General features: G+C 59.3%; 13 protein-coding genes and 1 tRNA gene. 8 read left to right on the top strand and 6 right to left on the bottom strand.

All coding sequences use genetic code 11. The features are described 5' to 3' along the window. Nucleotides 1–240: 240 nt before the first annotated feature. From AAAX32_RS01280 to AAAX32_RS01245, 8 genes are all read left to right on the top strand, one after another. On the top strand, nt 241–1,026 hold the full coding sequence (locus AAAX32_RS01280; RefSeq protein ID WP_349099702.1) for a hypothetical protein: 786 nt from the start codon (nt 241–243) through the stop codon (nt 1,024–1,026). A gap of 160 nt (nt 1,027–1,186) precedes the next feature. Then, on the top strand, nt 1,187–2,167 hold the full coding sequence (locus AAAX32_RS01275; protein WP_118094667.1) for an ABC transporter substrate-binding protein: 981 nt from the start codon (nt 1,187–1,189) through the stop codon (nt 2,165–2,167). A gap of 204 nt (nt 2,168–2,371) precedes the next feature. Continuing rightward, complete coding sequence (locus tag AAAX32_RS01270; RefSeq protein ID WP_099432089.1) at nt 2,372–3,295, top strand: ABC transporter permease; 924 nt, start codon at nt 2,372–2,374, stop codon at nt 3,293–3,295. Next, complete coding sequence (locus AAAX32_RS01265) at nt 3,288–4,082, top strand: ATP-binding cassette domain-containing protein (protein WP_055250279.1); 795 nt, start codon at nt 3,288–3,290, stop codon at nt 4,080–4,082. The genes AAAX32_RS01270 and AAAX32_RS01265 overlap by 8 nt, the downstream gene beginning before the upstream one ends. 157 nt (nt 4,083–4,239) lie before the next feature. After that, nucleotides 4,240–6,267: a 5'-nucleotidase C-terminal domain-containing protein gene (locus AAAX32_RS01260; protein WP_349099700.1), complete on the top strand. Its 2,028-nt coding sequence runs from the start codon at nt 4,240–4,242 to the stop codon at nt 6,265–6,267. Nucleotides 6,268–6,395: 128 nt separating this feature from the next. Next, nucleotides 6,396–7,163, top strand: coding sequence for a mechanosensitive ion channel domain-containing protein (locus AAAX32_RS01255; RefSeq protein ID WP_349099698.1), 768 nt, complete (start codon nt 6,396–6,398; stop codon nt 7,161–7,163). A gap of 93 nt (nt 7,164–7,256) precedes the next feature. Next, a complete protein-coding gene (locus AAAX32_RS01250; RefSeq protein ID WP_349099696.1) occupies nt 7,257–9,173 on the top strand; it encodes a BMP family ABC transporter substrate-binding protein in 1,917 nt (638 codons plus the stop codon). Then, a complete protein-coding gene (locus AAAX32_RS01245; RefSeq protein ID WP_349099694.1) occupies nt 9,170–9,880 on the top strand; it encodes a metallophosphoesterase in 711 nt (236 codons plus the stop codon). Before AAAX32_RS01250 ends, AAAX32_RS01245 begins: the two co-directional genes overlap by 4 nt. A gap of 125 nt (nt 9,881–10,005) precedes the next feature. Here the strand turns inward: AAAX32_RS01245 and rplA are convergent, their stop codons facing one another. The 6 genes from rplA to rpmG all read right to left on the bottom strand — a co-directional run bounded on the left by rplA (nt 10,006) and on the right by rpmG (nt 12,573). Then, nucleotides 10,006–10,713, bottom strand: coding sequence for a 50S ribosomal protein L1 (rplA, locus tag AAAX32_RS01240; protein WP_022093892.1), 708 nt, complete (start codon nt 10,711–10,713; stop codon nt 10,006–10,008). Between the two features lie 117 nt (nt 10,714–10,830). Continuing rightward, on the bottom strand, nt 10,831–11,259 hold the full coding sequence (gene rplK, locus AAAX32_RS01235) for a 50S ribosomal protein L11 (RefSeq protein ID WP_022093893.1): 429 nt from the start codon (nt 11,257–11,259) through the stop codon (nt 10,831–10,833). Nucleotides 11,260–11,379: 120 nt separating this feature from the next. After that, nucleotides 11,380–11,916, bottom strand: coding sequence for a transcription termination/antitermination protein NusG (gene nusG, locus AAAX32_RS01230; RefSeq protein ID WP_099432095.1), 537 nt, complete (start codon nt 11,914–11,916; stop codon nt 11,380–11,382). 3 nt (nt 11,917–11,919) lie between these two features. Continuing rightward, nucleotides 11,920–12,258 (bottom strand): preprotein translocase subunit SecE, encoded by a 339-nt coding sequence (gene secE / locus AAAX32_RS01225; RefSeq protein ID WP_035137537.1) that lies wholly within the window; start codon nt 12,256–12,258, stop codon nt 11,920–11,922. Nucleotides 12,259–12,334: 76 nt separating this feature from the next. Beyond that, a tRNA-Trp gene (locus AAAX32_RS01220) sits at nt 12,335–12,410 on the bottom strand. A gap of 13 nt (nt 12,411–12,423) precedes the next feature. Further along, nucleotides 12,424–12,573 (bottom strand): 50S ribosomal protein L33, encoded by a 150-nt coding sequence (gene rpmG / locus AAAX32_RS01215; RefSeq protein ID WP_022093895.1) that lies wholly within the window; start codon nt 12,571–12,573, stop codon nt 12,424–12,426. Nucleotides 12,574–12,822 lie beyond the last annotated feature (249 nt).

The following is a 12,822-nucleotide window of genomic DNA, read 5'->3' as shown; positions in this document are numbered from 1 at the left end:
GTCGCCACACGCCAACGCTCATCGCATAAGCGCTTCTCGACATCGGTCGAGAGGCGCTTTTTTTCAACAGCATCCGTCAAGCTTTTGGCAAGTTTTTGGTCAGTTGAGCAGGGCTGTTGAAAACTCGACCCGCCGTTTGCCGACAACTACCGACCGCCCAGAGCGCCCTGCGCCCCTGAAAAAGCCCCACGTCCTAGGCTCCATACCGTCGCCACCCAAAACGGAAAGGACGTGGGCACGATGACCGAAGCCGCTGTTGAAACCTACGACACCACGACGAGGGGCGCCGCCTCGATGGCAGTCTATCGCGCCGTTCGCATCCTGCAACTATTAAGCGAAAACACCGGCGAGGACAAGGCCATGCTTTCCGATGAGTTGATCCGGCGCCTCGCCCATCCCGACGACCCCGCCCGCATGCCCATCTCGGCGGCGCGGCGCAGCATCTACACCGCCATCTCCGCGCTTCGCCATGCCGGATACGAAATTGAGTACAAACGCGGCGTGGGCTACAAACTTCTTACCCGCCCGCTCACCGATGAAGAGATCATCCGGCTCCACGGTATGGTCATGCGCAACCGCTCCACGCCTATCGCTATCCGCAAGAGCATGGCGCAGCACTTAGTTGCCATGGCGAGCGCCGACGTTCGCGGCTACCTCGATACACCCGAACCCGTTCCAAGCGCAGGCAGCAAGGCCACCAAGGCAACACGCACGCCCATCAAGCGCATCGACACGTGCGAGCTCGTCGAGCAGGCCATCGACCACGGAACCACGGTGAGTTTTGATATTTCGAGCGTCACGACACGTGGCGAAACCGAAGCAGCACGGATGACACTCCGTCCCTTTGCCATCAAGCAACGAGACAGCATCTCGTATTTGCTGGGAACGGTCTACGACGCCCGAGGCGCCGATGACACGTTGCGTACTGTAGAGATTGGCCGAATGAGAAACGTCACTACACGTCTCCTCGACGGCAAGAAGCTCTTCGCCGCCCTGGACGAGGACGACGCCTCCTCCGCCGCATAAGGCCCTCCGCCGCCCATTCGACTACCCGTACCGCCCATCCGATTCTGTATTAAAAAACCCGCCAGGCTGTTGTAAAAATGGACATCAGCGCTACTATAGTTCCACTTGCACTTTGTCCCAGTGCAGTGTTTCCAGCCATTTTTATACTGGGGGTAATGATATGAAGGACATCACCATCAGCCGCAGGAGCCTTCTGGTCTCCGCCGGCCTGCTCGCGCTCGCCCCGCTCGCCGGATGCGGCGGCAACTCTGGTTCCGGCTCTGCTGCCGCCGGTTCCGACTACACCATCGGCGTTCTGCAGCTCACCGAGCACTCCGCACTCGATGCCGCCAACGACGGCTTTGTCAAGGCCATCAAGGAGAGCGGCCTTAAGGTCAAGATCGACCAGAAGAACGCCCAGAACGACCAGTCCACGTGTAAGTCCATCGCCGACAAGTTCGTGGGCGATGGCGTCGACCTGATCTACGCCATCGCCACGCCCGCCGCACAGGCTGCTGCCGGTGCCACGGCGGATATCCCCATCGTGGGCTGCGCCATCACCGACTACGCCGCCTCCGGCCTGGTCCAGGACAACGACAAGCCGGGTACCAACGTCACAGGCGCTTCCGACCTCACCCCGGTCGCCGAGCAACTCGAGATGATGCAGAAGGTCCTGCCCGACGTAAAGAAGGTCGGCCTGCTCTACTGCACCGCCGAGTCCAACTCCGACGTCCAGATCAAGGCCGCCAAGAAGGAGCTCGACAAGTTGGGCCTCGAGTACACCGATTTCACCGTCTCGAGCTCCAACGAGATTCAGTCCGTCGTCGAGTCTGCCGTGGGCAAGGTCGATGCGCTGTACTCCCCCACCGACAACACCATCGCCGCGGGTGCCTCGCAGGTCGGCCAGATCTGCAAGGAGAACAAGCTTCCCTTTGTGACCGGCGAGGAGGGTATGTGCATGGCCGGCGGCCTGTTCACCCTCTCCATCAACTATAAGGACCTGGGCTACGCCGCGGGCGAGATGGCCGTTAAGATCCTGAAGGGCGAGGCCAAGCCCGAGGATATGCCGATCAAGCACCTCTCGAGCAAGGACCTGGTCGTCGTCAAGAACGACGAGATGGCCGAGGCCCTAGGCATCGACCTTTCCGCTCTGGACGAGTAGCGCCATGCGCGGTAACGCGTCTAGGGCCCGCACGCGCGCCACAGCCGCGTTATTCAATATCTGAGTCCTTGGGGCGAACGCTAAAGACCGGCGTTCGCCCTGCTTGTTTCAGGTAAAACAAAACATCTGTCCACCGCTCTTTTATGCATTGGTACCGCTATTATGGAAAATCACGTGTCCACCCTATCCTAGGAGGTATGAAGCATGCTCATTGCATTGCAGGGCGCCGTTTCGCAGGGCGTCCTCTGGGGCATCATGGTGCTTGGCGTGTTTATCACGTTCCGCCTGCTCGACATCCCCGATATGACCTGCGACGGCAGCTTTGCCCTCGGCGGCTGTGTCTGCGCCGTGCTCATCGTCAACAATAACGTCGACCCCTTGCTCGCCGTGCTGGCCGGCATGTGCGCCGGCGCCATCGCGGGCGCCGTCACGGGCATCTTGACCACCGTCTTTGAGATTCCCGCAATCCTCGCCGGAATCCTTACGCAGATCAGTCTGTGGTCCATCAACCTGCGCATCATGGGCAAGTCCAACACGCCCATCCTTGCCAAGGGCACTATCTTCTCATCCGTCAGCAACATGACGGGCCTGCCGCAGTCCACTGTTGCCATTATCCTAGGCATTGTGCTGGCCGTGGCCATCGTCGCCATCCTGTACTGGTTCTTTGGCACCGAGATCGGCTCGGCGCTGCGTGCCACCGGCAACAACGAGTACATGATCCGCGCCCTGGGCGTTAACACCAACACCACCAAAATGATCGCCCTCGTGCTCTCCAACGCCCTCATTGGCCTTTCGGGTGCGCTCATCTGCCAGAGCCAGAAGTATGCCGACATCGGCATGGGCACCGGCGCCATCGTTATCGGTCTTGCCGCCATCGTCATCGGCGAGGTGCTCGGTCGCCTGCTGCCCGGCGGCCTCACGCAGTTTAGCGTCCGTCTTGCCTCCGCCGTCTTTGGCTCCGTGGTGTACTTCCTTATCCGCGCCATCGTGCTGCAGCTGGGCATGGACGCCAACGACATGAAGCTACTCTCCGCCGTGATCGTCGCCGTGGCCCTGTGCGTGCCCGTGGTTTGGGAGCGCTATAAGCTCCGCAGCTCCTACACGAAGGGAGATGAGGCAGATGCTTAAGCTCTCGCACGTCAAGAAGACCTTTAACAAGGGCACCGTCACCGAGAAGCGCGCGCTCACCGGCGTCGACCTCACCCTGAATGACGGCGACTTTGTAACCGTGATTGGCGGCAACGGCGCCGGCAAGTCCACGCTGCTCAACATGATCGCCGGCGTGTATCCGCTCGATTCGGGCGTTATCGAGCTCGACGGCACCGACATCTCGCGTCTGAGCGAGTCGCAGCGCGCCAAGTACCTGGGCCGCGTGTTTCAGGACCCCATGCGCGGTACCGCTGCTGACATGCAGATCGCCGAGAACCTGGCCCTCGCCAAGCGTCGCGGCCAGCGTCGCGGCCTTTCGTGGGGCGTCACCAAGGCCGAGAAGGACGAGTACGTTGAGCTGCTCAAGCGCCTGGACCTTGGTCTGGACACACGCCTCAACGCCAAGGTCGGCCTGCTCTCGGGCGGCCAGCGCCAGGCACTCACCCTGTTGATGGCCACGCTCACCAGGCCGCGCCTGCTGCTGCTCGACGAGCACACGGCGGCCCTCGACCCCAAGACGGCATCGAAGGTGCTCAACCTGACCGAGGAGATCGTCGACGAGAACCACCTGACCACGCTCATGGTCACGCACAACATGAACGACGCCATCCGTCTGGGCAACCGTCTGATCATGATGCACGAAGGCCACGTGATCTACGACGTGGCGGGCGATGAGAAGAAGTCGCTCACCGTAGCCGACCTGCTGCAGAAGTTCGAGGAGGTCTCGGGCGGCGAGCTCGCCAACGACCGCATGCTGCTGAGCTAAACCTACCAAAAAGGGACAGGTTTATTTTGGCAGGTTTTATCTGCGCAAACGTCAAAACCGCCGCAAAGGAACAGACGCCCTTGCGGCGGTTTTCGCATATTATGTCGATAATCCGATATTCAACCAGACTTTCTGGCTAAGGACTAAGGAAACTGCCATGAAAAGACTCCCCCGCCTTGCGTTAGCCGCCGCATTGTTTGCCGGCTCGCTCGCAGGCATCCCAAGCCTCGCTTTCGCGGGGAACCTGCCCGCCGCTATTGACGGCTCCGTGGCCGTCATGCACACCAACGACATCCACGGCAGCTACAAGTACAGCTACAACGAAAGCAAGGGCACCGGCACTGTGGGCTTTGACGGACTGGCGGTTCTCTATAGCGCCCAAAGCAGCGCCCCCGATCTTTTGCTCGATGCGGGCGATACCTTCCACGGGCAGTCCTTTGCCACCATGAGCGAGGGCAAGAGCATCGCCGAGCTCATGGACACCTTCTACGCCGACGGCTACGATGCGACCACACCGGGCAACCACGACTGGAGCTATGGCGCAGACAAGCTCCGCACCATGACCGGCTACAGCACCACCGGCACGCCCTTCGCCATGCTCTGCGCGAACGCGAAGTCTACGAGCGGCGTATGGAGCTCGAGCATCACCAAGACGCTCAACCGCACTTGGAAGGACGACGAGGGCAGTTCCACGTTTGATTACAAGATTAAGGTCGGTGTCGTCGGAGCCATGGATGAGTCGCTGGGCTCCTCGCTGCGCGCGGACCTGATCGAGGGCACGTCGTTCTCGGGTGCGGTGGACGCCATCAATGCCGAGGCCAAGCGACTGCGCGAGGACGAGGGCTGCAACGTTATCGTCTGCATTGCGCACACGCTCAACGCTAAGCCCTTTGCCGCACGGCTCGCCGGCGTCGATGCCCTGGTCGCAGGCCACGAACACATCAACCTTAACGAGAAGGTGACGGGAGCCGACGGCAAGACAATCCACGTTGTCGAGGCGGGCAGCGCCTTTGCCGAAGTGGGACTGCTTTCCGTCCCCTACGAGTACGACACGAATGGCACCGAGACGACCAACGATGACACGGTCACGGTCCCTGCAGACGGCAGCGACGAGAGGCTCTACACCGCCAAGAACGTCAACGACCTTTTGGCAGACCCCGACAAGGGCTCCGACTACCAAAGCCACCTTGAAGACGTCCGCAACAAGATCAAGCCGCTCGACGAGGCCTTTGAAAACGAATCGAACAAGGTGCTCGGCACATCCGCCACCAACTATTTCTACGGCGAGGACGCCGCAGGCACGCATGGTTGGGAAATGGTGCGCACCACCGATTTCCGCCCCAGCAAGGAGGGCGACACCACCAAGGCCCAGACCATCGGCCACGTGATTTGCGGCTCCCATCTTGCCCTGACGGGCGCGGACCTCGCTATCGAAAACGCTGGCGGCATCCGCGGCGGCATCGCGGCGGGCAACGTGACCGCCGGCAACGTCATCGCCATCTCGCCCTACGGCAACACCGTGGAAACCTGGACCATGACCGGCGCGGACTTCCTCGCAGCACTCGAGCACTCGCTGCAAATCAGCGACGAGTGCAATCACAGCTACGAGCTTCAGCAAGCCTACGTGGCAGCCGGCCATACCGAGCAGGAGGCGCAAGACAAGTACAAGTGGCGCGATGACTCTGGCAGCGTTCTCTCCTTTGGCGGCATCAACGTGACGATTGATTGGACGCAGCCCGAAGGCAAGCGCATTGTGAGTGCCACACTCACCAAGGACGGCAGTACGCTCGACCCCGCCAAGACCTATACCGTCGCCACCAACAACTACATCATTACCAACACGACCGACTTTCCCACCTTTGCACACGCCACCAAGTACACCGAGTGGGGCACGTGCGAGGCGGCGCTGAGGACGCTGATCGGGCAGAACGGCTGGGAGAGCAAGATGGCCTCACTCGCGGGCACCATCAGCTTTGGCTCCGCTGCCGTGGACCCCACGCCCTCACCGGCCCCGACGCCTAAGCCCTCGTCTAAGACGGACACGGCGACCACGAAGGTCATCACCAAGAAGACGACCGGTAAGCTTGCCGCAACGGGAGACCGCACGCTAGCAGTAGTTGGCGCGTGCCTTATCGGCGGCATCATCGTCATCATGCTCGGCATTATCTGGAAGCGTCGACGCTAAGCTACACCGCCGGGCCTTACAGCCCCGCCGCGTAAACCTTATATCGAGCACAGAAGCCCGTCCGAATTTGATCGGACGGGCTTCTTGGTGGGTATCATGGTTGGACGATCATTAGGAGGTTTCCCTACATGGAATTGTTTGAGCCGATTCTTCATTTCTTTGAGCAACGGTGGGTCCACAACATCATCTGGGCCGTCATCTTGGCGATAGGCACCGCCGTCGCCGCCAAGGTCGTATCCAAGACCCTGAGCCATCTGCTCAACCGAGACGATAACCCGCTTCCGGCATCGAGTATCTTCATCAACATCGCGCGCGCCGTCATCTGGATGATTGGCGGCAGCTTTATCCTCGACAACTGTTTTGGCATTAACGCAAACGCCCTCGTCGCCGCTCTTGGCGTCGGCGGCATCGCCATCTCTCTGGGTTTCCAGGACACGCTCTCAAACCTTATCGGCGGCATGCAGGTGACGTTTATGGGCATCATCAAGCCCGGCGACAATATCGAGGTCGGCGGCGTGTCGGGCGTGGTCCAGGACATCACCTGGCGTCATACGACCATCGAGGACGCCTGCGGGCAAACCATCATCGTCCCCAACTCAAATATCTCCAAGAACACGCTCGTGCACCTCATGCCCTTTGGGCGTGTGGCTGTGCCCGTTGCCGTAAAGGACACGTCTAAGTGGGCTTCCCTTGACGTGCTGGCAGACGAGCTGACCAGCGCCACCAAGGCCGCCGTGCTTCCCATCTCGGGCTTTGACAAGGAGCCCTACGTACTCTTTAGCGAAATCGGCGACTTTGGCATCAAAGGAAAGATCATCTTTATCGTCAGCGACGACAGCACTACTTTCACGGCAGCCGACGCCTGCATCCGCGCCATCGCCCCCATCATCGCCTAAACCACCGCAAAGGGGACAGGCATCTTTGTAGTGGTTTTCATTCGTGGTACCATGGTTCATATCGTTGTTTAAACGACTAAGGGAGTAGACACCATGGAAGAGGCCTATCGTCAAGCACGCAAGCGCGGCGAGCAGGGACGCCGTCGCGCCATTAGCCAAAGCGAGCATCCATACCTTACGGACCTCGATAGCTTGGTTGCTCAGCTCCCCTTAGGTCAGCGAGTGAGCGTCGGCCTGCGGGATATTCCGCTCGAAATGGTCGTCGGCACGGTCACCAAAGGCCGTCAGTCCGCCTTTTCATGCAACTTTATGCCCCTGTTGCCGTTTAACACCGAGTTCGCCCGCAAGTGGTCCAACCTCTACGACATCCAGGTAACCGAGGGCTATCGCGACCCCGTCATCGTCACCGAGTTCATGCATCGGTTCTATGTCCAGGAAGGCAACAAACGCGTCAGTGTCCTCAAATTCCTAGACGCTCCGACGGTTTCGGCCAAGGTCACCCGTCTCTACCCCGGCACATGGGATTCCGTCGAAAGCCGCCTGTACGGCGAGTTCTGCGCGTTTTGGCGCGTCTGTCCCCTATACGAGATCGAGTTCTCGCGTGAGGGAAGCTACGAAACGCTCGCCAAGATGCTCGGTCAGAACCTTATCGAAAAATGGCCGCAGAAAAAGGTCGACTACCTGCGCCACACCTTCCTGCTCTTTAAGCGCGCCTACCTTCGCGCAGGCGGCGACCACCTGGACATTACGCCTGCCGACGCCATGCTCGTCTACCTCAACGTGTACAACCAGGACCGCCTGCTGGATACGCCGACGGATATCGTCGTAAACCGCCTGTGCAAGATCTGGCGCGAGCTGGTCATCGCCGGGAAAAGCGACGAGGACAAGGTCGATCTTGTCGAAGCACCGAGCATCGACGAGGAGGAGACGCCCGCCAAGTCCACCTCCGGCGTGCTCAACTTCTTTATGGGCAAGACCGTCTATTCGGCGGCCAACCCCCTGCGCATCGCCTTTATCCATGAGTTCCCCTGTGCGGCGTCGAGCTGGGACAGTCTGCACGACCAAGGACGTCAGTATCTCGATGAGCACTTTGACGGTATCGTGCGCACCGAGGCGTTCGAGGACTGTCACGATCCGGACGTGTTCTACGCCGCCGTGGAAACGGCTGTCAAACATGGAGACAACGTCATCTTCTCGACCTCGCACCGCCTGATGGAATACACGCTCAGAGCTGCCGTTGAGTATCCCCAGGTTCGGTTCCTTAACTGCTCTATCGGCCTTCCCCACCAAAGCGTCCGTTCGTACTTTGGCAAGATGTACGAGGCCAAGTTTCTCCTGGGCGCCCTTGCCGCCAGCATGGCGGACAACCATCGCATCGGCTACCACGCGTCGGTCTTCGCATCCGGCGCGCTCAGCGAGATCAATGCCTTTGCCATCGGTGCCTCGCTGCTCGACCCCCGCGCGCAAATTATCCTCACCTGGGGCGATGTGCCCGCCGGCGGTCTTGCCGAGGCCATGTGCCGCGAAGGCGTGAGCGTCATGACCGGCGCTGACATGTCAAAGTCGCTCGAAGACCCTACGGCCTACGGACTCCACCGCCTGGTCGATGGCAAGGTTTCCGGCATCGCCATGCCGGTATGGAACTGGGGCCGTTACTACGAGCTCATCGTTCGCAGCCTTCTGCACGGCACGTGGGACGAGACCAGCGATGACAACCAAGTGCGCGCCGTCAACTACTGGTACGGCATGAGTTCCGGCGTTATCGACATCCGTTACGCTCCGGGCCTACCCTACCAGACGCGCAAACTCGTGCAGTTGCTCCGCAACGGCATTGTCGAGGGATCCATCAACCCCTTTGGCGGCGAGCTCCACAGCCAGAACGGCGTGGTACAGATCGAAGGCTTCCCTCCGCTGCCGAGCACGCAGATTGTCGAGATTAATTGGCTGGCGGATAACGTGGTAGGCACCATTCCGCAGCTCGACGATGAGCCGGGAGTTACCGCCCTATGAAGATCCTTGCCATAGCCGATACCGAGGAACGATGCCTTTGGGAGTGCTTTCGCAAGGAACGCTTTGAGGGAGTCGACCTGATTTTGTCCGCCGGCGATCTGGACCCGGACTATCTTGAGTTTTTAGTTACGGTCATCAACAAGCCGCTCATCTACGTGCGCGGCAATCACGATGATCGCTACGCACGTCATGCACCGGGCGGATGTATCTGCGTGGAAGACAGCGTGTACACGTACCGAGGGATTCGCATTGCGGGCCTTGGCGGATCCATGCGTTATCGCGACGGCGCCAACATGTACACCGAGCGCGAGATGGCCAAGCGCATGCGCAAGCTGTCCCGCAAAGTGAGGATGGTCGGCGGCTGCGACATTCTGCTTACTCATGCACCCGCCGCCGGTATGGGTGATCTGGACGATCTGCCGCATCGAGGGTTTGAGTGCTTTAACACGGCGCTTGAGTCCTGGGGGGCCGACTACATGGTGCATGGGCATGTACACCAAAGCTATGGTCGCGACTTTCAACGCGAGCGGCAGCATGTGTGTGGAACGACGATCATCAACGCCTGCGGCTATACGCAGTTTGAGCTCGACCAGACGCGCTACCCCATCCGTAGCTGGCAGGCAGCCTGGCTCAATTCGCAAACCATGCGCCGCGAGCTCAAGCGCCACGATGCCATCGAGTCCTCAACAGCCAGAACACCCTGGTAACCACCATAAAGGGGACTGTCTACTTCGTGTTGGTTTTAACCCGAGATAGCAAGAAACCCGGTCCTGCGCAGGGCAGAACCGGGTTTCTTTAGCAATGCTTGCTTTGCTCAGGCAGTAACTAGCAGTTACTCAGCCAGGAAGTCACGCTGGACAGCGGGATCGACCTTGACGCCAGGGCCCATGGTGGAAGACACGGAGATGGACTTGACGTACTTGCCCTTAGCAGAAGAGGGCTTGACGCGCAGGATCTCGGTGTACAGGGCAGCGTAGTTCTCAACGAGCTGCTGCTCAGAGAAGGACTTCTTGCCCAAGGGCACGTGGCAGATGCCGTAGCGGTCGGCGCGGTACTCAACGCGGCCAGCCTTGAGCTCGGAGACCATCTTCGCGACGTCCATGGTCACGGTGCCGAGCTTGGGGTTCGGCATAAGGCCACGGGGACCAAGGATCTTACCGATGCGGCCAACCTTGGCCATCATGTTCGGCGTAGCAATAGCGGCGTCGAAGTTGATCTCGCCCTTCTGGATCTGGGCGACGAGCTCGTCGGAACCGATGATGTCGGCGCCGGCAGCCTCGGCCTCGCGGGCCTTCTCACCCTCGGCGAAGACGGCAACACGAACGGTCTTGCCGGTGCCGTGAGGCAGGGAGATGGAACCACGGATGTTCTGGTCAGCCTTACGAGTATCGATGCCCAGACGGAAGTGGGCCTCGACGGTCTCGTCGAACTTGGCGGTGTCGAGCTCCTTGATGAGCTTGGCAGCCTGAAGGGGGGTGTAGAGCGTGGCGCGGTCGATCTTCTCGGCAGCGGCGTTATAGCTCTTACCATGCTTAGCCATGTGCATTACCTCCTGTGGTTAAACGGGCGTGAGCCCTCCCACATCGTATCGTGTGCCCTATTGCACACATTTAACGGGCGCCCCGGTCGGAGCACCCGTCGTTACCATAAGAAATCGCTACTCAGCGATGGTGACGCCCATGGAACGGGCGGTACCGGCGATGATCTTCTTGGCGGCGTCAATGTCGTTGGCATTGAGGTCCGGCATCTTGATCTCGGCGATCTTGGTGAGCTGCTCCTGGGAGAGCTGACCAACCTTGTCGGCCTGGGGCTTAGCGGAACCAGACTTGAGGTTCAGCTCCTTCTTGATGAGGTGAGCCGCCGGCGGGGTCTTGGTGATGAAGGAGAAGGACTTATCCTCGTAGACAGAAATCTCAACGGGGATGATGTCGCCCTTCTTGTCCTGCGTCTCGGCGTTAAAGGCCTGGCAGAACTGCATGATGTTCACGCCAGCAGCGCCCAGGGCGGGGCCGACGGGAGGAGCGGGGTTAGCTGCACCAGCAGGAATCTGGAGCTTAATGACGTTGGCAACCTTCTTCTCAGCCATGGTCATTCCTTTCGAATCACGAGTGTGAAGTACTTGCTATATCGTAAGCACGCACGTGTTAGAAGCACTCCTGAGATGAGCAGTCACAGAAGAAGCACGCTCGCGCGAACGGACGAAAACTTAAGCGATGACAGCGACCTGGTTAAAGTCGAGCTCGACAGGCGTCTCGCGGCCAAAGATCATCAGCGTGACCTTGAGCTTGCCAGCCTCGGTGTTAACCTCGGAGACCTTGCCATCAAAGTCGGTAAGCGGGCCATCGGTGACGCGGACGGACGTACCGACCTCAATATCAACCGAGGTGCGCTTGGGCGAATCGCCCTTACCGGGACGACGAGTCATCTTGTTGTACTCGTCGCGGGAAAGCGGAGCGGGCTTGCCGTTGCCGCCTAGGAAACCGGTGACGCCAGGCGTGTTACGAACACACGTCCAAGCATCGTCATCCATCTCCATGCGGACCAGGACATAACCCGGGAAGATCTTGGAATCCTTGGTCTCACGCTTGCCACCCTCTTTAATCTCGGTGACGCGCTCCATAGGAATCTCGATATCAAAGATACGGTCCTGCATGCCCATAGTCTCGATGCGATGCTCGAGATCGGACTTAACGCGGTTCTCGTATCCAGAGTAAGTGTGAACGACGTACCAACGCTTAGACATGGTTTAGCCCCTCAATCCAGAGAACAGAGCAAGAGCCTCGCCAAAGCCAGCATCGAGCAGAGCGATGACGACGCCGACGACGATCAGAGAAGCGCAAACAACAACCGAGTAGTTCACGAGCTCCTTCTTATCGGGCCACGTGACACGCTTCATCTCGGACTTGACCGAAGCGAAATACTTCTTGGTGCGGGCGAAGAAACCAGGCTTCTCGTTCTTCTTGGACTTCGCAGCCTTCTCGTTCTTCTTGGCAACGGCCTTCTTGGCCTCAACCTTGGAGTTGGCGGCAGCTTTGTTGGCAGGTGCCGGCTGCTGAGCCTTCTTCTTGTTCTTCTTGTTGGCCATTTGGGTTACCTCCGCGCAATGCGCTTATACATGAGTAAACCGTAAGCCCCCAAGTGGGAGCTTACGGAATAATGACTGGCACGCCAGGAAGGACTCGAACCCTCAACACTCGGTTTTGGAGACCGATGCTCTACCAATTGAACTACTGGCGTATGTGACTAGAGACTAGCGAGTCTCTTTGTGCAGCGTGTGGTGACGGCACCAGGGGCAATACTTCTTGATCTCCATACGATCAGGCATGGTCGACTTGTTCTTGGTGGTCGTATAGTTGCGGCGCTTGCACTCAGTGCACGCAAGAGTAACTAGAGTACGCATGTATCCTGAACCTTTCATTTCCGCCCCGTACGGGCACGAGTTGTTACTTTATCAGCTCCACGTAAGTGCTGTCAATGAAAACCTCGAGTCAATTGGTTCTCGGTGGATCCATTCATATTTGGAACACATCAATGAAGCCATCGAGAGCTAATCGACGGTGCATCCAGGACCATTATCGATCCTCTCGACACCAGCAACGGCTCAATATCCATTGCAGAAAAGAACCCGGCACCCATATAAGTGCCGGGT

This window comes from Collinsella sp. CLA-ER-H3 (assembly GCF_040092425.1).
GTDB lineage: Bacteria > Actinomycetota > Coriobacteriia > Coriobacteriales > Coriobacteriaceae > Collinsella.
Note: the sequence above shows the minus strand (reverse complement) of the source record. Positions and strands in the feature narration are given on the sequence as shown.

Coding starts and splice junctions, on each gene's coding strand:
- AAAX32_RS01280 (WP_349099702.1), top strand. CDS start 241: ATGACCGAAGCCGCTGTTGAAACCTACGACACCACGACGAGGGGCGCC.
- AAAX32_RS01275 (WP_118094667.1), top strand. CDS start 1,187: ATGAAGGACATCACCATCAGCCGCAGGAGCCTTCTGGTCTCCGCCGGC.
- AAAX32_RS01270 (WP_099432089.1), top strand. CDS start 2,372: ATGCTCATTGCATTGCAGGGCGCCGTTTCGCAGGGCGTCCTCTGGGGC.
- AAAX32_RS01265 (WP_055250279.1), top strand. CDS start 3,288: ATGCTTAAGCTCTCGCACGTCAAGAAGACCTTTAACAAGGGCACCGTC.
- AAAX32_RS01260 (WP_349099700.1), top strand. CDS start 4,240: ATGAAAAGACTCCCCCGCCTTGCGTTAGCCGCCGCATTGTTTGCCGGC.
- AAAX32_RS01255 (WP_349099698.1), top strand. CDS start 6,396: ATGGAATTGTTTGAGCCGATTCTTCATTTCTTTGAGCAACGGTGGGTC.
- AAAX32_RS01250 (WP_349099696.1), top strand. CDS start 7,257: ATGGAAGAGGCCTATCGTCAAGCACGCAAGCGCGGCGAGCAGGGACGC.
- AAAX32_RS01245 (WP_349099694.1), top strand. CDS start 9,170: ATGAAGATCCTTGCCATAGCCGATACCGAGGAACGATGCCTTTGGGAG.
- rplA (WP_022093892.1), bottom strand. CDS start 10,713: ATGGCTAAGCATGGTAAGAGCTATAACGCCGCTGCCGAGAAGATCGAC.
- rplK (WP_022093893.1), bottom strand. CDS start 11,259: ATGGCTGAGAAGAAGGTTGCCAACGTCATTAAGCTCCAGATTCCTGCT.
- nusG (WP_099432095.1), bottom strand. CDS start 11,916: ATGTCTAAGCGTTGGTACGTCGTTCACACTTACTCTGGATACGAGAAC.
- secE (WP_035137537.1), bottom strand. CDS start 12,258: ATGGCCAACAAGAAGAACAAGAAGAAGGCTCAGCAGCCGGCACCTGCC.
- rpmG (WP_022093895.1), bottom strand. CDS start 12,573: ATGCGTACTCTAGTTACTCTTGCGTGCACTGAGTGCAAGCGCCGCAAC.